Origin of the sequence: Flintibacter sp. P01028, from assembly GCF_041925235.1 — a bacterium.
Classification (GTDB): Bacteria; Bacillota; Clostridia; order Oscillospirales; family Oscillospiraceae; genus Lawsonibacter; species Lawsonibacter aceti.
In genome coordinates this window covers 198174-222645 of record NZ_JBHEVC010000003.1, presented here as the reverse complement: position 1 = coordinate 222645, position 24472 = coordinate 198174, and the positions used below count along the sequence as shown (strand labels likewise).

Sequence of the window (24472 nt, the reverse complement as noted above, 5' to 3'; positions counted from 1 at the left end):
TAGGATATGATAGGACCATATCTGCCCCTAAGGGCGGGATGGAAGGAGGGCCTGTCAATGTGGTTTGACGAAGCGGTCATCTATCAAATATATCCTCTGGGCCTGTGCGGCGCGCCGAAGGAAAACGACGGGGTGAGGACCCCCCGCATCCTGCGGCTGCTGGACTGGGTGGACCACATCAAGCGGCTGGGAGCGGACACGGTGCTGCTCAACCCGGTCTTTGACAGCGACCGCCACGGCTATGACACCCGGGACTATTTTACGGTGGACCCTCGGCTGGGGAGCGATGAAGATTTGGCCCAGGTGTGCCGGACGTTCCATCAGGCCGGCATCCGGGTGATGCTGGACGGGGTGTTCAACCATGTGGGACGGGGCTTCTGGGCGTTTCAGGAGGTACAGAAGAAAAAATGGGACAGTCCATACCGGGACTGGTTCCACCTGAGCTTTGACGGGGATACCGAGTATCATGACGGCTTCTGGTACGAGGGCTGGGAGGGCCACAACGAGCTGGTCAAGCTGAATCTGTGGAATCCGGCGGTGATAGAACACCAATTTAACGCCATCCGGTCCTGGATGGAGCGGTTCGGCATCGACGGGCTGCGGCTGGACGTGGCCTACTGCTTACCCCCGGAGTACCTGAAGCGGTTGAGAGCCTTTGCCCAAGGGCTGAAACCGGACTTTGTGCTGATGGGAGAGACGCTGCACGGGGACTATAACCGGTGGATGGGGCCGGAGCTGTGCCACTCAGTGACAAACTACGAGTGCTACAAGGGGCTGTGGTCCAGCTTCAACTCCAGGAATATGTTTGAGATCGGCCACTCCCTTGCCCGGCAGTTCGGGCCGGAGCAGTGGACCTTATATAAGGGGGCCCACCTGCTGTCCTTCCTGGATAACCACGATGTGGACCGCATCGCCTCCCGACTGACCGACCGAAATCATCTGGCCCCGGCCTATGGGCTGATGTTTGGGATGCCTGGGGTGCCGGCGGTATACTACGGCAGCGAGTGGGGGCTGGAGGGCCGGAAGGGACCGGACAGCGACGACGCGCTCCGTCCGGCATTGGAGAGGCCGGAGTGGAACCAGCTGACGGAGCATATCGCCAAACTGGCGGCGGCCAAGAGAAACAGCCCGGCTCTGTGTTATGGGAATTACCGGAATGTAGTGCTGACCAACCGCCAGATCATCTTCGAGCGGAAATGTGAACAGGAGCGGGTGCTGGTGGCGGTCAACGGGGACAGCCAGCCCTATACCGCCCATTTTGACGCCGGCTGTGGTCTGGCCTGGGATCTGATCTCCGGGGAAAAGCACGACTTCGGCGGAGGAAGCGAGCTGCCGCCGTACAGCGTCCGGTTCTGGAAGATGGAGCGGTGAGGGCCGCCCAGAAAAATAGAGAACGAAGCGGCCGCCAGATTGGCGGCCGCTTCGTTATGGGCTGTATGATGGTTCGCCTTGAGAGGGAGAAAACAGGGCTGGCAGGGAGAGGGAGTAGGGAGGGCGGCAGATGCCCCTCTCGGTGATAATGGCGGAAATCAGCGTATGGGGAGTGATGTCGAAGGCGGGGTTATAGCACTTTACCCCGGAGGGGGCCATGGGTTCCCGGTACCACAGAGAGCGGATCTCCTCCCCGTCCCGCTCCTCGATAGGGATGTGATCCCCGTCAGGGCAGCTCAGGTCGATGGTGGAAGTAGGCCCCAATACATAGAAGGGGACCCCATAGTGGCGGGCCAGGATGGCCACCCCGCTGGTGCCGATCTTATTGGCCGTGTCCCCGTTGGCAGCTACCCGGTCGCAGCCCACGAAACAGGCCTGGACCCAGCCGTTTTTCATGACGATGGAGGCCATATTATCGCAGATGAGGGTCACGTCTACCCCAGCCTGCTGAAGCTCCCAGGCGGTGAGCCGAGCTCCCTGGAGCAGAGGCCGGGTCTCGTCCGCGAATACCCGTAGAGAAATGCCGCGCTCCTGGGCCAGCAGGATAGGACCAAGGGCGGTGCCATAGCGGGAGGTAGCCAGAGGGCCGGCGTTGCAGTGGGTGAGTACCCCGTCTCCTGACTGTAAAAGGGACAAACCGTACTCCGAGATTTTGTGGCACATATCCTGGTCCTCCTGATGGATGGCCCGGCACTCCCTGCCCAGCGCCTCCGACATGTGCTCGCCAGCCGAGCCCCGGGCTGCGCGCAGCATCCGATCCACGGCCCAGGACAGGTTGACAGCGGTGGGCCTTGCCCCGGCCAGAGCGGCCCCCAGCCCCTCCAGTTCAGCCAGCAGGGCCGGGCCCTTCCACCCTCGCGCCTCCAGCTGACGGGACAGGGCATACAGGCAGTACCCGGCAAAGATTCCAATGGCAGGGGCGCCCCGGACCCGCAGGGAGCGGATGGCCTCTATCATCTCGGACAGGGAACGGACCTGCCGTTCCTCCAGGCGGTTGGGCAGCTGGGTCTGATCCAGCAGGATAACGCTGTCTTCTCCTGGGCCCAGCCGGATATGGTCTGGATAAGGCTGCGTCATGTTCTTCCACCTCCCTGTTCCTCGTGGGGAGTTCTGGACCCGGACAGCGTCCGGTAGTGCCCCTCCAGCCCTCGGATAGCCCCTACCTGCTCTGGTGACAGTTCCACCCCGCCTCCAAGTTGGTGAACGAGGGCAAAGATCTTGGCGGTCTGCTCCACCTGCTCCATCCGGTCAAAGGCATGCCAGAGGTCTCTGCCCCAGGCGATGGCCCCATGGTTGGCCAGCAGGGCCCCATTGCAGCCGGCCACATAGGGGCGCAGGCTGTCGGGGACCTGACTGGTGGAGGGGAGGGCAAAGGGGGCCACAGGCACCTCCCCCAGCCCACTAATGGTTTCGGTCAGATAGTGCTGGGCCAGGGGGCGGCGGCAGATGGAAAAGGCGGTGGCCGCCGGCGGGTGAGCATGGACCACCGCGCCTACATCGGGGCGCTCCCGGTAGACAAGCAGATGCATAGCAGATTCAGAGGAGGGGTGGAGGTGTCCTGCCAACACCCGGCCCTCCAGGTCGCATACTACCAGCATATCAGGGGTCAGCCGGCCCTTGCTTACACCGGAAGGGGTGATGAGTACCTGGTCTTCCCCAATCCGAACGGAAACATTGCCGTCGTTGCTAACCACATAGCCCCGCTGATAGAGCAGCAGGCACACCTGACACAGAGTTTCCCGGTCCTGTTCCATTCCCCAATCTCCCATGTTCTTCAGATAAAGATCTTGCTCTCCGCCCGGCGGGCAGCGTACAGGTCCTCCAGCTCATGCTGGTGGTATAGGTAGCCCTCATGGTCGAAGTACTTGGCCCCCATGGGGCACTTTTTCACACAGGCGCAGCATTTAATGCACTTGCCCACCACCTGGCTCACATCATTGGGATCGATGGCCCCCATGGGGCACAGCCGGGCGCACAGGCCGCACCGAACGCACTTGTCCAGGTCGGTGACGGGCTTGGCCTTCAGGAAGTCCTTGATGGGCTCGCCGTTCCGGTCTCGGGGGGTGTAGTAGGGGCGGATGGGGTCGCAGCCCTCCACCTGGACTGGCTCCTCGGGCAGGGCCGTCAGCCCCTTGACTTTCTCGGCGGTCTGCCGGGCCAGCTGGTCCACCAGAGCCATGTCCTCCCCGTCGGGGCGGCCGGCGCCCAGGATCTTGGAGAAGGAATGCTCGCCCACGATGGCGGCCCCAGCGATGGGCAGGAAGCCGTTGGCCGTCATCACCTGCTTGAGCTCCATCAACCCGTCGTCGAAGTTTCGATTTCCGTAGAGGACCACGGGGACGGACAGGGTGCCCTCGCCGTGGATGCTGTTCTGGACGAAGGGCAGCATCATGTTGGGGACTCGTCCGGCATAGACCGGAGTACCCAATACCACCAGTTCATCCGGACCGAACTGCAGCGCGTTTTCCCGGCCCTTGGGCTGGGTGTAGTCATGGGACTTGTACTGGGCTCCCAGTTGCCCGGCCAGGGACTTGGCAAGGTGGGTAGCTACCTTTTCTGTAGTGCCAGTGCCGCTGAAATAGACGGCCCAAACAGTTTTGATTTCCATATGTATTTCCTCCTTCACCATTTTCAACCTGAACCGCTTACGGCAGGTCGTAAGTTTCCAGAATCGTATCGGCCGCGCAGCGATCCTTGACCTCCTGGATCAGCGCCATATGAGGCTGGCCCATGTGGACCTTCTGGGCCTCCCGAGTGGTCCACTTCTCCAGCAGGAGCAGTTTGTCCGGGTCATCCACCGAGGTGAAATAGTCGTATTGCAGACAGCCCTCCTCCCCGCGCACCGCCGCCTGAGCGCCGCTGGCGGTCACTCCAGCCAGAAACTCCTCCCGCTTGCCGGGCTTCATGGTGTAGATCACATTGATACCGTACATATTTCTTTCCCCCTTATATCTGTTGAACTCCTATTGCTGAGTCATTCGTTTGAAATTCAGATAGCCCTCCAGAATCAGGGAGGCCGCCACGGCGTCCACTGTCTTTTTCCGCTTTTTGGAGTTCTGGCCTGCCGCAAAAAGGATGCGGTGGGCGTCCACGGTGGTCCTCCGCTCGTCCCACAGGACGGGCTTCAGACCGGTGACCTCCTCCACCTGGCCGGCAAAGTCCCGGTATAGCTGGGCCCTAGGGCCCTCGGTGCCGTCCATATTCCGGGGAAAGCCCATGACCAGCTCCTCCACCCGGTAGGCATCCACCAGCTTCTTCAGCTCCTCCAGCACCACCCCTCCCTTCCGGCTGTGGATAGTAGTGGTGGTCCCGGCCAAAAGTCCGGTGGGGTCAGAGATGGCCACGCCGGTGTGGGCGTCGCCGTAGTCAATGGCCATAATACGCATAGACACTCCCTCCTCTCTCTCAAATGATACCGCAAATTCAGAGGGAATACAACGGTTATTTCAGCGCGTCCGACACCCGCATCAAAGTCTCCTCGTGGGTGCGGTCGATGAGGTGGGTGTAGATGCGGCCAGTGGTGGCGGGGGTGGAGTGGCCCAGGGCTTTGCCGATATCGAAGAGGGACACGCCCTGGAAGGAGGCAATGGTGGCAAAGGAGTGGCGCAGGCCGTGGAGGGTGACCCGGGGCAGGTCATTTTTTCGCACGAAGCGGGTAAAGGCCAGGGACAGAGCGTTGGGCGAGTAGGGCAGCTCCTTGTGGTCCAGCACCACATGGCCAGGCTCCTCACGCCCGCGGAAGAGCGCGTTCTGGCGCGCCCGCTCCTGGTTCAGCAGCCGGAAGATATCTTCGGGGAGATAGAGTGTGCGGACCGAGGCGCGGTTTTTGGTCTCCTTTTGGATGATGGTGGCGCCGAAGGCGGTGCGGGCCTCTCGAATATAGATGACCCGGAGCTGAAAGTTTACATTTTCCCACTTCAGACCGCACAGCTCCTCCCGCCGCAGACCCAGGCTGCCCGCCAGCTTGACAGGCAGTTCCAGCCGGTGGCCGGGGAGGAGGGCGTAGAGCCGTTTCAGCTCCTCCGGGGTATAGAAGTCCGCCTCATAAAGCTTGGACCTGGGGGGCTCCACCCGGTCCATGGGGGAGACCAGCAGCATATCCTGCCGCACCGCCGTCCGCAGGGAGGAGGAAAGAAGGTCGTGGTGCCGCCGCATGGTGTTGGAGGAGAGGCTGTTATCCCGCTGTACCTGGGTATAGTATTGCTGGATGTCCTTAGGCGTCAGCTTCAGAAGGGGCATATCCCCCAGGGCCGGGCCCAGGTGATTGTCAATGATCTTTTGATAGGAATACACCGTGGTTTCCGCCCGATTGGGCCGCACGATGGTGTCCATCCAGTATTCCAGCCACTCGGACAGGGTGAGCTGATGCCGGGGGGTTTGGCGCTCCTGATCCCGATGGGCCAGGAAATCCCGCAGTCCCGCCCGGGCGGCGGTCAGGGTGGGAAAGGTACGGTACTGCTTGATCCGCCGGCCCTCCTCATCACGGCCCAGGTCCATACTGACGTAGTACAGATCCCGGGCGTCGTCGTATGAGATATTGCGCTCCACAGTTTTTCTTGCCATGATTTTCATTGCCTCCATTTTCTTTGTATTCTGCTGACGGTCGGCCCCCCCGGTACAAATGCGGCGATTTTTCCTCGGCACGGGGGCATAAAAAGAGAATAAATGGGAAAAACTGCTTTTTTCAACATATTTCGACAAATTCTGGGAAAAAGACGGGGATTCGCTCCTCTGGGCAGAGCGGCGGGATGCGAGCTCCAGGCGGAGGAAAAGGAGAAAAAGAGCGATCCAAAACTTCCGCTTTGCCGCCGGCTGTGATACAATACTTTGAAAAGAGGTGATTGAGATGATAAGGATCGGAGGGCTGGCCCTGCCAGTAGACGGGGACCTGGATCAGCTCAGAAAGCGCGCGGCCCGGACGCTGGGTGTGCGCCCTGGGGCACTAGGGGAGCTGGACATCGTCCGCCAGTCCATTGACGCGCGGAGGAAAGATGATGTCCACTATGTCTATACCGTGGAGCTGTCCATGGCCAACGAGGTTTCCGTGGTCCGTTCCGCCCCCGGTCGAAACATCTCTCTGACAGAGCGGAGACCCTACGCCTTCCCCAGTGTGGGACGGAAGGCGGCCCTGCCTCCGGTAGTGGTGGGCATGGGCCCGGCAGGACTCTTTGCCGCCTTGTTTCTGGCCCGCAACGGTATTCCCTCTGTCATTTTGGAGCGGGGGCGGGATGTGGACCGGAGGACCCTGGACGTGGGGGCTTTCTGGGACACTGGGATTTTGGACGAGGAGTCTAACGTACAGTTTGGCGAAGGGGGAGCCGGTACTTTCTCCGACGGGAAGCTGACCACTGGGACCCACGATCCCCGCATCTCCGCTGTGCTGGACGTGCTGGTGGAGGCGGGGGCCCCCGCCGATGTCAAGTATTCCCATAAACCCCACATCGGAACCGATATTTTGCGCCAGGTGGTGAAAAATATCCGCCGGGAGCTTATTTCCCTGGGCTGTGATGTCCGGTTTGGCCATCGGTTGACTGGACTGACCGTCAGCGGCGGAGTCCTGGCTGGCATACGGGTGGAGGGCCCGACAGGGCCCTATCGCCTGCCTGCTGACGCCCTGGTCCTGGCCCCTGGCCACTCCGCACGGGATACCTTTACCATGCTAAAGGAGGCGGGGGTGCCCATGGAGAAAAAGAATTTTGCTATTGGGGTGCGCATCGAACACGACCAGCAGGCGGTGAGCCGCCAGCAGTACGGCCCAGCCTTTTCCAAGCTGCCGCCCTCGGATTACAAACTTGCCTGCCACCTGCCCAGCGGCCGGTCGGCTTTCACCTTCTGTGTCTGCCCCGGTGGGCAGGTGGTGGCGGCCGCCTCCCGGCAGGGAGGCGTGGTCACTAATGGTATGAGCCTGCGGGCCCGGGATGGGGCCAATATCAACGGTGGACTGTTAGTGGGAGTAGGGCCGGAGGACTTTCCAGAGGCGGATGTGCTGGCTGGAGTCTGGTTCCAAGAGCGATGGGAGAAGGCGGCGTTCCAACTGGGGGGTGGAGGCTTCCGGGCCCCTGCCCAGCGAGTGGAGGATTTTCTGCACAAGCGGCCCTCACAGGGCCCTGGCGCCATTCTTCCCACATATCAGCCTGGAGTGACTTGGACTGATTTAGAGGGCTGTTTACCCAACTTTGTGTCGGATACCCTGCGGGATGCCTTGCCCCTGATGGACCGAAAGCTGCGGGGTTTCTCTGTACCAGATGGGGTGCTGACCGGGGTGGAGACACGCTCCTCCTCTCCTGTCCGCATTTTACGGGATGAGGGCTGTCAGTCCCCTCTCCATGGCCTGTACCCCTGTGGCGAGGGGGCGGGCTATGCGGGGGGCATTGTCAGTGCGGCGGTGGACGGTATTCGCGTGGCCGAAGCGGTGGCGCGGGGATGAGCCGCCCCCTCGCCGGGGCCCCATCGGGGATGGGGCGGCCGATAGGCCGTAAATTTGGAGCGAAGCGGAGAATTTCCGCAGGGCGGATATTTATTTCGCCCAAGGATAGAAAAGAAAAGGCCCCCCACAGGACTTCTTCTGTGTGGAGGGGCCGATCCAGATACCAGACAGGAGCTGGATTCTGATATTTTCAAAAGGAGAGCTTATATGGACCAGTTGGATGAATTTTTGACCCTTTTATCTGGAAGTTTTGATAACGCCCAGCAGTTCGAGGAAATGCGGCGTAAGGGGGACCTCCAATTTCCTTTTGCCCAGCATATCAATACCGTATGCAACAGCAAGATCAGGAACCTTCCGGAAAACTTTGAGGGCGTTTTCTTAGTGGAGGAGAGTTACTACACGGTAGAAGGAAAGACCCATGCCTCCCCTCACCTGTTCCTATTCACAGAGGAGGGCGATAGGGTCAAGCTGACTTCTTATGAACTGCCAGAGGGCTGCGAAAAGGAGCACTTCACCTATCAGGAGATGGATGAGATAGAGTACAGCAGCTTGAAGTGTTCAGACAAATTTAGTCCGGCCCTCTATGAGAAAAAGGGTGACATTTGGGAGGGCGGCAGTGTCAGTATGTTCACTCCTGTGCTTAAATTTACTTTGTTGGAACGCTTTTCTCCGGAGTGTTTAGCGGTATCTGAGACGATGGAAGTTAACGGAAAGCGGACATTTGGCTATGACGTGCCTATCTTGTACCGCAGGATAGAGCAGCGAACTGAATAAAATTAAGAGGGGCACCCCGTAGGGCGCCCCTCTTGATTTTTGGACAAAAATGGCTGCCATCACTGCACATGAGTGTGGTCATTGATGTGCTTCATGCAGTAGCAGTAGTAGCCATTGCACTTGGAGCAGTAGCGGAACTCCATATTGGGATCGTCCGCGTCGGTCAGACCGCAGACGGCACATTTGTGGAGATATCCCTTCCGCTCTTTTACATCCTTTTGGGCCTTCTTGAAGTTGATGGTCTGGGGGGAGGTCCTGTAGCGGATTCGCTCGCTGCCCCGGCCCAGAACAGACATCAGGTCCTCCCAGAAGAAAATGAGGTAGTTCAGGATGGCAATAACGGGAAGAAGGGCCCGCAGGGGTGTGTGGCCAGTCAGGTAGCCAAAGATGTCGTAGGTAAAGAATATGGCGTCCAGCCAGGCCAGCCACTTGACCTTCAGCGGAATGATGCCATAGAGCAGCACCTGCATATCCGGGTACAGAGTGGCAAAGGAAAAGAACATGGAGAGATTCACATAATACATCGTGGCGGTTTCAAAATAATAGCCGCTCAGGTTGGAAGTTATGGGCATCAGCAGATAGGTGACGATGCCTACTACAATGTTCAGCAGCACGCCCAGGCCATAAAAGACTGTGAATCGGGTGGAGCCCCATTGACGCTCCAGAGAGGAGCCGATCCAGTAGTAAAAATAGGTGGTAACGGCAAAGAAGAAGGGGCCCCAGAACCCTCCGCCCACGCTCAGGGGGGAAAAAATAAAGGTAACGAGGCGCCACACCTGGCCCTGAAGGATGAGCTCGGGGTAAAACCGGATGAACATGGAGACCCATCCGTTGGTCAGCATATCTGCGATATAGACAAACACATTGCCCAAAGCGATGTACTTGATTAGATCGGGAATGCCCAGATTGGGATGGTTGTAGCAGAATCGGCTCAAGCCGCGGGATATGGCTCTCATGAAGAAGCCCTCCTCCTGTTGGATGTCAGATAAAAGACATTGTAACCGTTTTTAGAAGAAATGTCTACGTCCAAAGTGTAAACAAATAGCGGAAAAGAAAAATCTCCTTTTGCCGGGAATAAAAGTGTGATAGAATAGGCCGGAGAACAAGGATATGGAGGAAATGCCATGAGCATCGTGAAAGATATGTCCCTGGCCCCATCTGGCCATCAGAAGATCCGCTGGGTGCGGGATTTCATGCCTGCCCTGTCCGGCATCGAGGAGCGGTTCCGCCGGGAAAAGCCCTTTGCCGGGCTGACCATCGCTGTTTCTGTCCATCTGGAGGCCAAGACCGCCAACCTGGGCCTGGTCCTTCGGGAGGGGGGGGCCGACGTCCATCTCACCGGCTGTAACCCCCTGTCCACCCAGGACGATGTAGCCGCCGCCATGGCGGACCTGGGCGTGGACACCTATGGAGTCTATGGGGTGGACATGGCAGGGTATGAGAATCTGTTGGTGGAAACCCTGAAGTGCCGCCCCCACCTGATCGTGGACGACGGTGGCGACCTCATCAGTCTGCTGGGGGACAGGTGCAACCAGTATGGGGAGCGGCTGATCGGCGGTTGTGAGGAGACCACCACCGGCATCCACCGACTGTACGCCCGCCAGCGGGCCGGCATTCTGCCCTGCCCCATGATGGCGGTGAACGATGCCAAGGCCAAGCACTACTACGACAACAAATACGGCACCGGCCAGTCCACCATGGACGCCATCATGCACACCACCAACCTGATGGTGGCGGGCAAAACGGTAGTGGTGGCGGGCTACGGCTGGTGCGGCAAAGGCATCGCTATGCGGGCCAAGGGCATGGGGGCCAACGTCATCGTTTGTGAAGTGGACCCCTTCAAGGCGCTGGAGGCCACCATGGAAAACTTCCGGGTGATGCCAATGGATCAGGCAGCCCGGCTGGGTGACCTGTTTATTACCGCCACCGGCTGCAAGGACATCATCGTGAAGCGCCATTTCCAGGTCATGAAGGACAACGCCCTGTTGTGTAACTCCGGTCACTTTGACTGTGAGGTGGATGTGGCGGCCCTGGGGGAGATGGCGGCGGAGCGGTTTGACCGCCGGGCCAACATCCGGGGCTACCGCCTGCCCGACGGCCGCACGCTGAATGTGCTGGCCGAGGGGCGGCTGGTCAACCTGGCCGCCGGGAACGGCCATCCGGCGGAGATCATGGATATGTCCTTTGCCGTCCAAGCCCTGTCCCTGGAGTGGCTGGCGAAGCACAGGGGAGAGCTGGAAAAGAAGGTGTACAATGTCCCGGATGAGATCGACGACCAGATCGGCCGGGTAAAGCTGGCTGCCATGGGGCTGGCCATCGACGAGCTGACCCAGGAGCAGAGGGATTATCTGGCGGGCTGGGAGGCCTGAAACGGCAGGACATGGAACAGGGGGGCTATAGGTGAAGCAGATGTTAATGGGGATCTTTCTTCTGCTCCTTGGCGTATGGTGTTATCTGTTTGGAGTTGTGGATCAGGCGGCCCTGTTCGCGGTGCTGGGCGTTCTATTGCCCATCCCCGCTGTGCTCCTGACGCTGTATGGCTTTTTCAATAAAAATAAATAGGGGCTGTCACAGAGTACCCGAATCGGGAAGAAAAGAAGGGACCTGTCATGCATAATGAATTGACCAAAATGGATATCCAAAAAATGCGGGAGGAACTGGACTACCGCCGTGTCACGCTCCGGCCACAGCTTCTGGAGGAAGTAAAGGTGGCCCGCTCCTTCGGCGATTTGAGCGAGAACTTCGAGTATAAGGCGGCCAAGCGGGAGAAAAACAAAAATGAGAGCCGCATCCGATATCTGGAAAATATGATCAAGACGGCGCGTGTTATCGAGGACCGTTCCGCTCCAGACACGGTGGGGCTGTACGACAAGGTGACCATCTATCTGGAGGAGGACGGGGAGGAAGAGAGCTGGCAGGTGGTGACTACGGTCCGCCAGGACGTGCTCAACGGGCTTATCAGTAAGGAATCTCCCATGGGGGCGGCTCTGCTGGGCAAAAAAGTGGGGGAGCGGTTTTACGTCCAGGTCAATCAAGACTACGGATACTACGCCGTGGTCAGGGCCATACAGAAGGGGACGGACGACGGTTCGGCACAGTTGAACCGCTATTAAAAAAGAGCGAAAAAATCGGAAAAACGATTGGGATGGCTGTCAGCCATCCCAATCAATATTTTTAGGACAATATTTGCATATTTTATGGCCATTTATGCTAAGACTTGCGACAGTTGCTATGCTAAGATAGGGCCCGCAAGAACCTGGACCTCCCGTAATTGGAAGGGCGGGAGTAGTCCGGAACTGAAATACGGATGAAAAAGGAGTTTTTATATGGCAATCCAGAATATTTTTGTGGTGGGGGCTGGCCTGATGGGCAGCGGCATCGCCCAGACTGCTATGACCAGCGGTTATCATGTCATCCTCAATGACCAGCGGCAGGAGACGCTGGAGCGGGCCCAGATGGGCATTGAGAGCCGGCTGAAGCACATGGTGGAAAAGGGAACCATGAGTGAGGAGGAGTTTCAGGACTGCATGGGTCGGCTGAAGATCGATACCCGTCTGTCCGCCGCGCGGGAGGCCGACCTAGTGGTGGAGGCCATCTTTGAGAACCTGGAGGCCAAGCAGGCGGTCTTTCGCCAGCTGGAGGAGATATGCCCCGACCACACCATCTTTGCCTCTAACACCTCCTCCATCTCTCTGACCGCCCTGGCCGCCGCCACCAAGCGTCCCTCCCGGGTGGTGGGGATGCACTTCTTCTCCCCAGTGCCCAAGATGAAGCTGTGCGAGGTCATCTTCGGCCTGCTCACCGCCCAGGATGTGCTGGAGGACATCAAGGAGGTGGGCGAGAAAATGGGCAAGACCCTGATTCTGGCCGATGACAAGCCCGGCTTTATCGTCAACCGGGCCCTGCTGCCCATGCTCAACGAGGCCTGTGTCATTGTGGGCTCTTTTATCGGCTCGGTGGAGGACGTGGACAACGGCATGAAGCTGGGCTGTAACCACCCAATGGGTCCCCTGGAGCTGGCGGACATGATTGGATTGGACATCCTGCTCAACGTGATGAACGTGATGGACAAGGAAATCGGCGCCAAGTATCACCCCTCCCTGCTGCTTCGTAAGATGGTCACCGCCGGCTATCTGGGCCGCAAGAGCGGGGCCGGCTTCTACCTGTATGAGAACGGCAAAAAGCTGGGGGTCAACCCAGTGCTGACCCGCCGCCACTCCTTGGAGGGCTGATAGGTCAAGGGACCAGGCCTGCGGAGAAATTTGCGGAAACCAGTTGACAACGGGAGAAAAGTTGATATAATCAATCAGTAAAACTAAATAGCCTTATCAAGAGTGGTTGAGGGACCGGCCCTATGAAACCACGGCAACCTGCCTCTGGCAAGGTGCCAAATCCGGCGGTAGAGTATCGCAAGATGAGGATGCAAGCCAAACTGCAACGCTCCGCCTGCCGCGGGGCGTTTTTTCATCCTCCCAGGCCCTTGTACTCCAAGGGGAACGAAAGAAAGGAAAGAATATTATGGCAAAGCGACTGTTTACCTCTGAATCTGTAACCGAAGGACACCCCGATAAGATCTGTGACCAAATCTCCGACGCGGTGCTGGACGCCATGCTGGAGCGGGACCCTATGTCACGGGTGGCCTGTGAAACCACCGTGACCACGGGGCTGGTCCATGTGATGGGCGAGATTACCACCAACTGCTATGTGGATATCCCCAAGATCGCTCGTCAAGTAATCAAGGACATCGGCTATGACCGGGCCAAATTTGGCTTCGACTGTGACACCTGTGCCGTCATTACCTCCATTGACGAGCAGTCTCCGGACATTGCTATGGGGGTAAACAAGGGGCTGGAGGCCAAGGAGGGCACCATGGACGACGGGCTGGATAATGGCGCCGGCGACCAAGGGATGATGTTTGGCTACGCCTGTGATGAAACGCCTGAGCTGATGCCGCTGCCCATTTCCCTGGCCCAGAAGCTGGCCATGCAGCTGACAAAGGTTCGCAAGGAGGGGAAGGCGAGCTATCTGCGTCCAGATGGCAAGAGCCAGGTCACCGTGGAGTACGACGATGACAACCGGCCCGTCCGGGTGGACGCGGTGGTGGTGTCCACCCAGCACGGCCCTGAGGTGGAGCTGGAGCAGATCCGGCGGGATATGATCGAGCTGGTCATCAAACCCATTATCCCCGCCCAGTTTATGGATGAGAACACCAAGATCTATGTCAATCCCACCGGCCGCTTTGTGGTAGGAGGACCTCAGGGGGACTCCGGACTCACCGGTAGGAAAATCATTGTAGATACTTACGGCGGCTCCGCCCCCCACGGCGGCGGCGCCTTCTCCGGCAAGGACCCCACCAAGGTGGACCGCTCCGCCGCCTATGCCGCCCGGTGGGTGGCCAAAAACGTGGTGGCTGCCGGACTGGCGCGCCGCTGCCAGATCCAGCTGGCCTACGCCATCGGGGTAGCCCGTCCTGTTTCCGTCCGGGTGGACACCTTTGGAACCGGCACTCTCTCTGACGCCCGGCTGGAGGAGGCGGTAGGGCGGGTTTTCGACCTGCGCCCCGCCGCCATCATTCGGGACCTGGACCTGCGTAGGCCCATCTACCGGCAGATAGCCGCCTATGGTCACTTTGGCCGGAGCGACTTGGATCTGCCCTGGGAGAAGCTGGACCGGGTAGAGGAGCTGAAGGCCGCCCTCGGTGTGTGAGCCGCTGACACTGGAAACGGGGAATCCTCGGATAAGGTCGAATTAAGGCTGGACAAAATCGGGTATACTGGTATAGAATGGGACGGCGAGATATTTGTCCGGACCAAGTCCGATTTTTGTAAGGGAGAACATAACCGATGGAGCATCAGGAAATTTTGAACCGGGTGGACCATACCATCCTAACCACAACTGCCACTTGGGAACAGGTGAAGGCTGTCTGTGACGAGGGGCTGGCCTATTCCACCGCCTCTGTCTGTATCCCGCCCCGCTATGTAAAGAAGGCGGCGGACTATGTGGGGAACCGGCTGAAGATCTGCACCGTCATTGGCTTCCCAAACGGCTATTCCACCCCGGAGGTAAAGGTCTTTGAAACAGAGGACGCTATCCGCAACGGCGCTGACGAGATCGATATGGTCATTAATCTGGGGCAGGCCAAATCAGGAGATTGGGAGGGCGTGCTGTCTGAAATCAAGGCGGTAAAGGCCTCCTGCAAGGGCCGCATCCTGAAGGTTATCGTGGAAGCCTGCCAGTTGACCCAGGAGGAGAAGGTAGCCGCCTGCCGGGTGGTGTCCATGTCCGGAGCCGATTTTATTAAGACGTCCACAGGATTTTCCACTGGTGGAGCCACTGTGGAGGATGTGAAGCTGTTTAAGGAACATATCAGCCCTGACATCGGCGTCAAGGCGGCGGGCGGGATCCGCACCTTTGAGCAGGCTCAGGCCATGATCGAGGCCGGTGCCGACCGCATCGGAGCCAGTGCCCTTGTGGCCCTGGCCCGCCAGGAGGGCTGAAGAGTAAAAAAGCTGTCTGTCCCATATGGGACAGACAGCTTTTTTACCGCCTCATACCAGCTGGAACAAAAGTAAGATAAGACCGTAAATGACACTGGCAGAGATACCAAAGACCAGCACGGGCCCGGCCACTACAAAGAGCTTGGCCGCTGTGCCGGTGATGAGTCCCTCGCTTTTGAATTCCAGGGCTGGGGAGACCATGGCGTTGGCAAAGCCGGTAATCGGGACCAGGGTACCGGCTCCGGCCCGTTTGGCCAGTTTGTCAAAGCAGCCCAGGCCAGTGAGCAGGGCGGCCGCAAAGATCAGGGTGACAGACACCGCCGTCCCCGCCTGGTCTTTGTCAAGCCCCCAGCTCTGATAGAGGTTGGAGAGCCCCTGCCCAATGGTACAAATGGCGCCCCCCACCAGAAAAGCCCATACCAGATTTTTTCCCATAGGAGATGGCTTGGAGCGGTCGTTTACCAGCTTGCCATAGTCCTGATTGGTCATGTCCATAAAAACACCCCGTGGAAAATAGATTTTCCCTAGTTTTACTCCAGAAAGAAAAAATATACCATCTAGAAGAATAAATCCTTCTTCTTCCGCATAAGGTGAAGCGGAGAGGTGATCCAGATGTTCTATGGCAAGCGCGCGTTGATCCTGACCTGCCTGCTGGCCATGCTGGCCGGGACTGGGCTGCATTTTCTGTATGAGTGGCTGCCTAACCCAGTGACGGCTCTGCTGTCTCCAATCAATGAGAGCCTGTGGGAGCATATCAAACTGATATACTGGCCCTATCTGGCTGCCGCCCTTTGGCTGAACCGTGGCAGGCCGGGTGGTATCAGACCGTGGCTGTTGGCGTTGCCGATCATGAGCGGACTCATGCTGCTGCTAGGCTATCTCTACCACATAGTCCTGGGGGGAGAAGCTATGGCGGTGGATATTGCAATTTTTGTGGCTGTGATGGTTTTCGGCTTCTGGTTTTCCACCCGATTTTCCGGACCTTTCCATGGCGCAAAGTGGATGGTGCCCATTCTGCTCGTGGTGGGAGTGGGCATCCTGATCGCCCTGTTTACACTGTGGCCCCCGGACCATATCCTATTCATAGATTTGTCCAAGACTGGGGCCTGGTACCAGATCCCCTGTTGATGCTGGGGTCCCCGTGAGCCCCCTTGCCTGCTTGAGAAGGACATGGTACAATGGCACAGAGGAGGCGGGTGGTCAGTGGAACTGTTTGGCATGGAGATCCAGAAGCGGCAGGATGCCTATCAGCTGTTGGCCCTGGCTCTCCGGGAGAGCCGGGGGCTGACGCGGATGCCGGAACTGGACCGGAGACCTGGCGGAAAGCCCTATTTTCCTCATGAGGAGGGGCTGGAATTCAATCTGAGCCACAGCGGGCATCTGGCCCTCTGCGCTTTGGATAACGCCCCGGTCGGAGCAGACATCCAGATGGTCAGAGAGTGGCGGCCCGGACTGCCCGCCCGGGTCTGTGGTCCGGAAGAGTTGGCCTGGCTGGAAGGGCAGTCGGACTGGTGGAGGTCCTTTTCCCTGCTATGGTCACTGAAAGAGAGCCGGGTCAAAGAGAGCGGGCAGGGATTGAGGGGGACCATCCGGTCCATCCGGGTCCCGATGATGGGAGAAGGGGAAACCCGGCAGATGGATGGCCTCTGGTTCCGGACTTACGGGGGAGCGGGCTGGGTAGCCGCAGTGTGTGGAGAGGCCCAGCCGCCGGTGAAGATATGCTGGTGGCGTCGTCTGGAAAATGAAAAATAAAACAGGGGAAAATCCTCTTTACAAATGGGGAGGATTCTGATATAATAACGGAGCGCTGTTAAGAGATGCGTCCGTAGTTCAATTGGATAGAGCGTCAGATTCCGGTTCTGAATGTTGGGGGTTCGAGTCCCTTCGGGCGTGCCACGTCGGAGCAAGCGTTGTATCGCTTGCTCCGACTTATTTTATAAGTCAGAGCGCGCTTACGCCGCTGCTCCTCCTTTCCAAATCGAACCCACTGCGTTGGGCTTCGATTAGGGGCGCCCTGTGGGCGGCGCTTTTCACTATTATAAAAATATCGGTTTTAACCGTTATTTACAAGTTAATAGCTGCATTTCAGCCTTGATATCAAGGCTGAAATGCAGCTTTTTCTATGATGAAACCTCCATGATATACTACTGGTCAGTGATATCATGGGGTTTTGCTATGTCTGAGTATATGATCGAAATTTCACAGGAGAAAGAAAAAGATACTATTTGGAGCAAGCAATTAAGGATCGCCGCTTATTGCCGGGTCAGTACCGCTTATAATGAGCAACAGCGGTTCATCATAAAAAATAAAAACTAGTTGAGATTTTTTGTAAGCGGGTGTATGATTACCCTAATACCTATCTGCTAGTAGGCCCCTTGTCACCGCCTGGCGGGGTGTGGACATGGGGAAAAGGAGGAAATAGAGGGACTGTATGAACTTTCATATTGTCAGTGACAGCTCCTGTGATTTAGGACGGGAGAGGCTCCAGCAGCTTGGTGTGGATATGGTGTCCTATTATGTGGCGCTGGGGGATGAGGTCTATTACCGGGAGGAGCGGGATATCTCCACCCACGACTTTTACCAGAAGATGGCGGACAATCCCGGAGTATTTCCTAAAACCTCTATGCCTACTTTGGAGGACTATCTGGAGGCATTTCGTCCACAGGCCCAGGCAGGGATGCCGGTACTGTGTATTTGCCTGAACGAGTCGTTCAGCGGATCGGCCCAGTGCGCTAGAAATGCCAGGACAGTACTGCTGGAGGAATACCCTCAGGCCCGAATCTATGTAATGGACTCCCAGTCAGCCACTGTGCTGCAGGGGCTGCTTGTAGAGGAAGCGGTGGTCCTTCGGGACCGGGGCAGCACGTTGGAGGAAGCCATAGATGCTCTGGAGAAGATACGGTCTACTGGCCGCATCTTTTTTACCACCAATGACCTGGAGTACCTCCGCCACGGCGGCCGCATTGGTAAGGCGGCCGCGGCTACTGGTACACTGTTGAAGGTTAAGCCCCTCATTGGCTATCAGGACCGGGAACTGGTGTCCGACGGAATTGCCCAAGGAAGAAAAAAATCCCTTCAGCGGGTGCGGGATCTGTTTTTCCGCTATGTGGACCGCAAGGAATTGGATTTGGCCGATTACAGAGTGGCCACTGGCTACGGACTGGATCGGGAGGAATATGACCTATTCACCCAGCAGATCCGCGAGGGTCTTGCGACACGGGGATTTGATATGCCTGATTTCCGCCCTTATCAGATTGGTGTGACCATCGGCGTCCATACCGGGCCAACCCCTATTGGAGTGGGGCTGATGCGCAGAGTGGTGAGGCCCTGAACCGGCGAGCCACGATTTCGATCCGGCAAATCTTATGGAGCCGCCCATGCTAGACACATGGGCGGCTTTTTCATAGCGCCCATTATTTAGAAAAGGGAGGAAGAGGGCCATTGGAGCAGCCGGAATCTGAACGCCCCGGCGAATAGGCGATACAGCATGTCCAGGTGGGCAAAAATGTAATTGGATTGTTACTTGTAATTTTGTAAAAACATGATATCCTGTTCTAGTGGAGAGGGGACATTCGATGGATTACGACAAGCTGCTCAATTTAGGCACTGAGCTGGGCTGCCGATTGATGGAGAGCGGGGCGGAGATATACCGTGTCGAGGAGTCCGTCCGCCGCCTGCTGACTGCCTACGGCGTAGAGCCACAGGTATTTGCCATCCCCAACTGCCTAATCGTCAGTGTCAACACTCCAGAGGGGCATCCATTGACTCGTATGTGCCGCATCCCTGCCCACGGAACGGATATTGAACTGCTGGAGCGGTGTAACCAGCTCTGCCGCTACCTGTGTAATCAGCCTGTCCCGGTCCTTGAGGCACAGGAGTTGGTAGCCGATCTGCCAAGGGGGCTCCGCGGCTTTTCCCCTAAAATTTTAGTATTGGCCTATGGGGCTACAGCGGCCTTCTTTGCTCTGTTTTTTGGCGGAGGGCTGTTGGAATGGCTGGCCGCAGCCTTGTGCGGTCTGGCCGCCGGTGTCTGTCTGCTCTACGGACAGCGTTTCATTGGCTCTAATACCTTTTTCCGTACGACCATCTGTGCCGCGCTCATTTCCGGACTGGCGCTTCTTTTGGTCACACTGGGGCTGGGAAAGGATCTGGAGGCCATCTCCATCGGCGCGCTGATGGTGCTGGTGCCTGGTATGGCCCTGACGAATGCTATGCGGGAAATTATGGCCGGTGATGTATTCTCCGGGCTGAACCGGACAGCAGAGGTCATTCTGGTGGCCACCGCCATCGCCTTGGGTACTGCTCTGCCCCTGCTGCTGGGTCAGGGCGCTCCAGGAGGTGGGGGCGGGCAAACAGAGGGGATCGATCTGCTGCCCTGCCTGTGGGCTATGCTGGCCTGTGTAGGCTTTGGGCTGGTGTTCAATATCCAGGGCTGGGGGGTGCTGATCTGCGGCTTTGGGGCCGGGCTGGGTTGGCTGGCCTATCTGGCGGCCATGGAGCTGTCTGCCAACGATATCCTTTCTGCGTTTCTGGCGGCTGTGGTGATTGGAGGATACTCTGAATGGATGGCTCGCCTGCGCCGCTGCCCAGTAACGGGGTACCTCCAGGTGGCACTATTGCCTCTGGTGCCGGGAGCGGGTATCTACCACGCCATGCAGTATTGTGTGAGTGGTTATACCCAGCTGTTTCTAACTACGCTGCTGCACACGTTTGGAATGGCCGCCGCCCTGTCGGTGGGGGCTATGCTTACATCTTCTGTTCTACGGGCGATCCTGCCCAGATTTGCCCCCCTGGGGCGATAGGTTGATTTTTGGAGGTACGATATGTATAGAGGTCGTAGAAAATACCGGACCTATTGGACCATATTCCTGATTTTAGCGGCGGCTGTCGTTCTGGCCCTCGCGGTAGGGATGGGGCTGTCAGCCCCAAAGGATACCGGCGGAGACGCTTCCGGGGGGCGGAACGATACTTCGACCCAGCCGGAGACGGGGAGTGGGAGCGGCGCTGCATCAGAGGTGGACGATTCCTCCGCTATACCCCCTGACAGCTCCAACCCGTCAGGCAATCTGACAGAGGAGCCAGACCAACCGGAGGAGAAGGATGAGCCGGAAGCGGGCTATGACTTTTCCCAGCCCGCTCCCCAGTCTGATCCGGTGGATAACAGCTACTTTGATGACGCGGCCTTCGTGGGAGATTCCCGTACCGATGGATTTATGATATACAGCGGTATAGGGACGGGCAAGAATCTGACCTCCAATGGCCTTTCTATCTTCAAGCTGGGGGAGAAGAAGGCTTTGACTATCAATGGGGAGAAGTATACTTTGCTGGAGGCGCTGGCACTGGAACAGTACGGCAAGGTCTACCTTTCTCTTGGCGTCAACGAGCTGGGATATTTTAACGATCAGGGCTTTTACGACAGCTATTGCAGCGCCATCGACGAGATTCGGACGCTGCAGCCCAATGCTGTGATCTATATTCAGGGGCTGATTCCGCTGAATGAGGGTGTCATCGCTCAGACTGGGGGCCGGGACTATTTGACCAACGAACACCTCCGAGTGTATAACGATTTGATGAAGAAGGCGGCGGAGGAGAAGCAGGTGGTATTTCTGGATCTGTACTCTGAGTTCGTCGATGAAAACGGGGAGCTGCCCGCGGATGCCAGCAAGGACGGCATTCATCTAAGTAAGGCTTACTGTCAGAAGTGGCTGGCCTATTTGCAGACCCACACTGTGGACTATGACACCCTATATCCGAAGGAGGAAGCGCGATGAAAAAATTTTTGACCGCCGCCCTAGCCCTGGTCTTGCTACTGACCCTGGCTGCCTGCGGCGGCAGGGAGGGCAAGGAGGACCCCTCTGGCAGCCCCGCCCTCTACGGCGTTAGCGAGGTCCAGAGTGTGGTGGATGCCGGCGCCTTCTCCGAGTCCCTGGAGGAGGTAGACGCCGACACCGCCTTCGCTCTGTATAAGCTGGCCGACTACGGCCTGGAGCGGGAGAATATGTACGATGCCTCCGTGATCCGCTCCGCCGGCGCTACCTGCGAGGAGATGGCGGTGCTTTGTTTTGACAGCGAGGAGCAGGCTTCCAAGGCGGTGGAGGCCCTGGAAGATTATGTGGCCGGTCAGATCACCGCTAACGAGGACTACCGCCCCGCCGAGATCCCCAAGCTGGAGAACGCGCTGGTGAAGCAGCTTCAACACACCGTCCTGCTGCTGGTGGCCAACGACTATGAGGCCGCCGCCATCGACGCTTACCATTCCAAATCGTGAAAAAACACCGGGTCCAATCTGGACCCGGTGTTTTTTACTTTTGGCAGAAGGCGCAGGGCTCCTCCACCGTGACGGTGTACTTCTCCAACAGGGCGATGGGGTGATAGGACAGCTTGCTGGTGCGAAGGCCCAGATCACCGGCGTCATCCTCGCGGTTGATGAAGGCGATGCCTTCCGTAGCGAAATGCTGGGCGAACTGGGCGACCAGCATCTGGTAGCAGCCCTCGTAATCCCGGTCCGCCTTCTCAATGTGGGTAAAGAGGGTGTCGCCAATGATCTCTCCCAGGGAGAACCCGGCGATTTGTCCATCCACCAGCAGCATACCGCCCAGCAGGTCATAGGTCTGGTAATTGTCCAGCACTTCATGAGTCTTGGCGATATCCTCATGGAAGGAGGCCGCAGATTTGTCTACCCGGCTGGCATAGCGGTCCAGAAAGCCCTTGACCGATGGGATATCCTCTGGGGCGATGGGGCGGAACAGCCAGCTGCCATAGGTCTTGAGAAATTTGTTTACATGGTTGCGCTGGCCACTGAGCTTTTTCCCCCGAAAATATTTCAGATCCTCCGCACGGTACAGATAGTCAAAATTGTCCCGCTCTGTGGCGGCGGTGCTGGCAGGGAAAAAGTCCTGAAGGCGCTCCAGCTCATCCTTGGAAACCGGATAAAACTGGATAGGCATTTCCCGTCGGCAGCAGTAGTCGGCAATCTGACGGTAGTGTTCCGTCCGGCCGCCGCCCAGGGGCAGGGTAAAGGTGGGGCCCAGTCCAGGGTAGTCCACTTTGAAATAGAGGGAGCCGTCATAGATAGCCCACTCGGTCTTGTACATATCCCGCCAGATAAAGACGGTGCCAGGGGTGGTGTCGCAGATACGGCTTCCGCTGTATCCGAAAAATGGGCGCAGTCTGGGGAAGTCTTCCAGCTGCAGGGGGTGGAAATCCAACATAGATCCAAATCCTTGTCTATTTATTTCTTTTTACAGTATATCCGATAACCGGCCATAATACCAGCCAGTACGTCCTTCTTTTTTGCACAAATATCCCTGTGAGGTGGAAGCTACAACGGTCAGCCGGTCGCCAGGGGATACAGGAAGCGCGTAGTCGGTGGAGTCCTCGCACCACAGGCCATTGGGTCCACGGCGGAGGTAACGGTTCAGGATGGGCAACACCCGGCCTGTTTCCAGGTGGCGGCATAGGGAGGTGTCCTCTCCCTTCTCCAGCAGTTCCAGGCCGCTTCGGCCCCAGCGGACGTTGACTGAGTCGGAGGAGGGGGACTGCCCATCCAGAGCAACGGCGACGGGCAGTCCATCAAAGGCGTCCCAGCTGAATTCCTCCGAGTCCTCAGAGGGGAGGATCAGGGCATTGAGCTGGCCGTCCAGCTTCAGCACACAGCCGCCGTCGATAGAGGCGATTTTCCGATCCCGGAGCAGGATGGGGGCGGCGGAGGGAATGTTGGGGTCGTATAGCGTCACTGGCCAGTGGCCCACAATGACCCACTTGGGAAAAGACCGGCCCTGTCCCAGAAAATCGTCGTTTTTCATGCACCGCCAGCGGTCCAACTCCTCCATCCTTTCCAGGGAGGGAATACCCCCGTGGACAAAGACCAGATGCTCGGTTTCCAGAATGGTGGGCAGCGAAGCCAGCCAGGCCCGCTCCCGTGGAAAAGCCCGCCGCAGGTCCTCACGCAGCCGGGGCAGATCCTCCAGCTGTTCAAAGCCGCCCTCCCGAGCCATCTGCCGGAGAGTGGATTCGGGGTGCTGGGGCAGATAGACGGAAAAAAAGTGCTCATCCAGCTCGTCTGTTTCAAAGAAGCGGTGGACCAGACCGTCGCAGTTGCCGCACAGGGGATAGACGGTGTGAGTCCGTGGCAGCTCCATAAGATGGCGCAGCAGAGCCAGACTGTCCTGCCCTTTTTCCAGCATATCCCCCACCAACACCAGGATATCCTCAGGGGACAGCCTGATTTGGTCCATTAGAGCCTGAAAAAAGGGCAGGTTGCCGTGAATATCGCTGACAGCGATGACCCTTCTATTGGAGGGAAATTGGGGACGAATGACAATGGCGCGGTCCATAGGAGGGGCTCCTTTCTGCGGAGGTTGGGGTTTAGCCCAGTTTAGACTCCAGAGCCACCCAGCCGTTTTTCTCCCGGCGGCGAGTGACGGTCAGTCCATTTTTTACAAGGGCCTCTTCCACCTCGTGGGCACGGGTGTCGATGATGCCGGAGCACAGGAACACCCCGTCCTCTTCCAACAGGCGGGGGACTTGGGCGGATAGGGGGATAATGACGTCGGCTACGATATTGGCCAGCACCAGATGGTACCGCTGCCGGGCCAACTCGCCGGCCAGGGAGCGGTCAGAGAGGACATCCCCGGCCCGGACGGTATACCGGTCCTTCCCGATGCCGTTGAGGGCGGCATTTTCATAGGCCACGTCCACCGCCTTGGGATCAATGTCCACGGCGACTGCGGTGCTGGCCCCCAGGCACAGAGCGGCGATGGAGAGGATGCCGCTGCCGCAGCCCAGGTCCAGCACTGGCCGTCCGGGGGCGGTGTGCTCCTCCACTCCCTCCAGGCATAACTGGGTGGAGGCGTGGGACCCGGTTCCAAAGGTGAGGCCGGGGTTGAGATACAGCGGGCTGCGGCCTTGGGGGATAGGCTCCTCCCGTTCCCACTGGGGAACCACATACAGCCGCTGGCCAATCGCAAGAGGCCTGTAGTATTTCTGCCAGCTATATGCCCAGTCGTCGTCCGTAAGGGGGGTGACAGTATACTCTTGATCTAGTCCACGGGTATAGCGGGCCAGTTGCTCCCGGCCGTCGGTGTCATCCGTGACATAGAATTTGATCCGGGTGACTCCCTTCATCCGGTCCAGCAGCTCCTGGTCCACATAGTCCCAGTATTGCCGGTTCTGCTCCAGAAACTGGAGAAAATCTCCTTCATCCTCGATGACCAGTCCATCCATACCAGCGGCAGTCAGTTTGGCGGACACCTGGTCCAGTTGGTCGGGGGTGGTATTGACGGTGATCTCCAGCCATTTGATATCGGCCATGTTGATCCTCCTGAATGTTCATTTTTCACCG

General features: G+C 58.1%; 26 protein-coding genes, 1 tRNA gene and 1 riboswitch. Of the genes, 16 read left to right on the top strand and 11 right to left on the bottom strand.

Annotated elements, in window-relative coordinates:
* Positions 1-57: 57 nt before the first annotated feature.
* Entirely contained in the window at positions 58-1371 is a 1314-nt protein-coding gene (locus tag ACEVJK_RS07865; protein WP_240288381.1) for an alpha-amylase family glycosyl hydrolase, read from the top strand.
* A gap of 54 nt (positions 1372-1425) precedes the next feature.
* Here the strand turns inward: ACEVJK_RS07865 and mtnA are convergent, their stop codons facing one another.
* The 6 genes from mtnA to ACEVJK_RS07835 are packed head-to-tail and all read right to left on the bottom strand — an operon-like array spanning position 1426 to position 5994.
* Positions 1426-2508: an S-methyl-5-thioribose-1-phosphate isomerase gene (mtnA, locus tag ACEVJK_RS07860; RefSeq protein WP_340406137.1), complete on the bottom strand. Its 1083-nt coding sequence runs from the start codon at positions 2506-2508 to the stop codon at positions 1426-1428.
* Positions 2505-3185: a class II aldolase/adducin family protein gene (locus tag ACEVJK_RS07855; RefSeq protein ID WP_186851866.1), complete on the bottom strand. Its 681-nt coding sequence runs from the start codon at positions 3183-3185 to the stop codon at positions 2505-2507. The genes mtnA and ACEVJK_RS07855 overlap by 4 nt, the downstream gene beginning before the upstream one ends.
* A gap of 20 nt (positions 3186-3205) precedes the next feature.
* A complete protein-coding gene (locus ACEVJK_RS07850) occupies positions 3206-4039 on the bottom strand; it encodes an EFR1 family ferrodoxin (protein WP_340406134.1) in 834 nt (277 codons plus the stop codon).
* A 37-nt stretch (positions 4040-4076) separates the two neighbouring features.
* Positions 4077-4364 (bottom strand): putative quinol monooxygenase, encoded by a 288-nt coding sequence (locus tag ACEVJK_RS07845; RefSeq protein ID WP_340406132.1) that lies wholly within the window; start codon positions 4362-4364, stop codon positions 4077-4079.
* A 30-nt stretch (positions 4365-4394) separates the two neighbouring features.
* Positions 4395-4817, bottom strand: a complete 423-nt coding sequence (gene ruvX / locus ACEVJK_RS07840) for a Holliday junction resolvase RuvX (protein ID WP_340406130.1) — start codon at positions 4815-4817, stop codon at positions 4395-4397.
* A gap of 55 nt (positions 4818-4872) precedes the next feature.
* Complete coding sequence (locus ACEVJK_RS07835; RefSeq protein WP_147571668.1) at positions 4873-5994, bottom strand: site-specific integrase; 1122 nt, start codon at positions 5992-5994, stop codon at positions 4873-4875.
* A 283-nt stretch (positions 5995-6277) separates the two neighbouring features.
* On the opposite strand from ACEVJK_RS07835, the gene ACEVJK_RS07830 reads away from it, so the two are divergent.
* Positions 6278-7858: an FAD-dependent protein gene (locus tag ACEVJK_RS07830; RefSeq protein ID WP_374740333.1), complete on the top strand. Its 1581-nt coding sequence runs from the start codon at positions 6278-6280 to the stop codon at positions 7856-7858.
* Between the two features lie 207 nt (positions 7859-8065).
* A complete protein-coding gene (locus ACEVJK_RS07825; RefSeq protein WP_262669734.1) occupies positions 8066-8632 on the top strand; it encodes a hypothetical protein in 567 nt (188 codons plus the stop codon).
* 59 nt (positions 8633-8691) lie between these two features.
* Here the strand turns inward: ACEVJK_RS07825 and ACEVJK_RS07820 are convergent, their stop codons facing one another.
* A complete protein-coding gene (locus ACEVJK_RS07820; RefSeq protein WP_240288368.1) occupies positions 8692-9588 on the bottom strand; it encodes a rhomboid family intramembrane serine protease in 897 nt (298 codons plus the stop codon).
* A 168-nt stretch (positions 9589-9756) separates the two neighbouring features.
* Between ACEVJK_RS07820 and ACEVJK_RS07815 the strand changes: the two genes are divergently transcribed.
* From ACEVJK_RS07815 to deoC, 6 genes are all read left to right on the top strand, one after another.
* On the top strand, positions 9757-11001 hold the full coding sequence (locus ACEVJK_RS07815) for an adenosylhomocysteinase (protein WP_147571665.1): 1245 nt from the start codon (positions 9757-9759) through the stop codon (positions 10999-11001).
* A gap of 31 nt (positions 11002-11032) precedes the next feature.
* Positions 11033-11194: a hypothetical protein gene (locus ACEVJK_RS07810; protein WP_186851872.1), complete on the top strand. Its 162-nt coding sequence runs from the start codon at positions 11033-11035 to the stop codon at positions 11192-11194.
* A 47-nt stretch (positions 11195-11241) separates the two neighbouring features.
* Positions 11242-11745 (top strand): transcription elongation factor GreA, encoded by a 504-nt coding sequence (locus ACEVJK_RS07805; protein WP_147571664.1) that lies wholly within the window; start codon positions 11242-11244, stop codon positions 11743-11745.
* Positions 11746-11958: 213 nt separating this feature from the next.
* On the top strand, positions 11959-12864 hold the full coding sequence (locus ACEVJK_RS07800; protein ID WP_147571663.1) for a 3-hydroxyacyl-CoA dehydrogenase family protein: 906 nt from the start codon (positions 11959-11961) through the stop codon (positions 12862-12864).
* Between the two features lie 90 nt (positions 12865-12954).
* A riboswitch (SAM riboswitch) is annotated at positions 12955-13053 on the top strand.
* Between the two features lie 97 nt (positions 13054-13150).
* On the top strand, positions 13151-14338 hold the full coding sequence (metK, locus tag ACEVJK_RS07795; RefSeq protein WP_374740332.1) for a methionine adenosyltransferase: 1188 nt from the start codon (positions 13151-13153) through the stop codon (positions 14336-14338).
* Between the two features lie 137 nt (positions 14339-14475).
* Complete coding sequence (gene deoC / locus ACEVJK_RS07790) at positions 14476-15129, top strand: deoxyribose-phosphate aldolase (RefSeq protein ID WP_147571661.1); 654 nt, start codon at positions 14476-14478, stop codon at positions 15127-15129.
* A 51-nt stretch (positions 15130-15180) separates the two neighbouring features.
* Here deoC and spoVAC read toward each other — a convergent pair whose 3' ends face one another.
* Positions 15181-15624 (bottom strand): stage V sporulation protein AC, encoded by a 444-nt coding sequence (spoVAC, locus tag ACEVJK_RS07785; protein ID WP_147571660.1) that lies wholly within the window; start codon positions 15622-15624, stop codon positions 15181-15183.
* 117 nt (positions 15625-15741) lie between these two features.
* On the opposite strand from spoVAC, the gene ACEVJK_RS07780 reads away from it, so the two are divergent.
* From ACEVJK_RS07780 to ACEVJK_RS07750, 7 genes are all read left to right on the top strand, one after another.
* A complete protein-coding gene (locus ACEVJK_RS07780) occupies positions 15742-16257 on the top strand; it encodes a DUF6512 family protein (protein ID WP_374740331.1) in 516 nt (171 codons plus the stop codon).
* Between the two features lie 75 nt (positions 16258-16332).
* Positions 16333-16881 (top strand): 4'-phosphopantetheinyl transferase superfamily protein, encoded by a 549-nt coding sequence (locus ACEVJK_RS07775; RefSeq protein ID WP_340406115.1) that lies wholly within the window; start codon positions 16333-16335, stop codon positions 16879-16881.
* A 67-nt stretch (positions 16882-16948) separates the two neighbouring features.
* Positions 16949-17025 (top strand) — tRNA-Arg (locus ACEVJK_RS07770).
* A 535-nt stretch (positions 17026-17560) separates the two neighbouring features.
* Positions 17561-18460, top strand: coding sequence for a DegV family protein (locus ACEVJK_RS07765; RefSeq protein WP_186851879.1), 900 nt, complete (start codon positions 17561-17563; stop codon positions 18458-18460).
* Between the two features lie 244 nt (positions 18461-18704).
* Positions 18705-19931 carry a threonine/serine exporter ThrE family protein gene (locus ACEVJK_RS07760; RefSeq protein WP_240288354.1) on the top strand — a complete coding sequence of 409 codons (1227 nt, stop codon included), beginning with the start codon at positions 18705-18707 and terminating at the stop codon, positions 19929-19931.
* 21 nt (positions 19932-19952) lie between these two features.
* Complete coding sequence (locus ACEVJK_RS07755; protein WP_374740330.1) at positions 19953-20900, top strand: GDSL-type esterase/lipase family protein; 948 nt, start codon at positions 19953-19955, stop codon at positions 20898-20900.
* Positions 20897-21397 carry a DUF4358 domain-containing protein gene (locus ACEVJK_RS07750; protein ID WP_147571655.1) on the top strand — a complete coding sequence of 167 codons (501 nt, stop codon included), beginning with the start codon at positions 20897-20899 and terminating at the stop codon, positions 21395-21397. The genes ACEVJK_RS07755 and ACEVJK_RS07750 overlap by 4 nt, the downstream gene beginning before the upstream one ends.
* A gap of 34 nt (positions 21398-21431) precedes the next feature.
* Here ACEVJK_RS07750 and ACEVJK_RS07745 read toward each other — a convergent pair whose 3' ends face one another.
* The 3 genes from ACEVJK_RS07745 to prmA are packed head-to-tail and all read right to left on the bottom strand — an operon-like array spanning position 21432 to position 24441.
* A complete protein-coding gene (locus ACEVJK_RS07745; protein WP_147571654.1) occupies positions 21432-22340 on the bottom strand; it encodes a DUF2156 domain-containing protein in 909 nt (302 codons plus the stop codon).
* 30 nt (positions 22341-22370) lie between these two features.
* Positions 22371-23465, bottom strand: coding sequence for a metallophosphoesterase (locus ACEVJK_RS07740; protein WP_262669730.1), 1095 nt, complete (start codon positions 23463-23465; stop codon positions 22371-22373).
* Positions 23466-23496: 31 nt separating this feature from the next.
* A complete protein-coding gene (gene prmA / locus ACEVJK_RS07735; protein WP_147571652.1) occupies positions 23497-24441 on the bottom strand; it encodes a 50S ribosomal protein L11 methyltransferase in 945 nt (314 codons plus the stop codon).
* Positions 24442-24472: the final 31 nt, after the last annotated feature.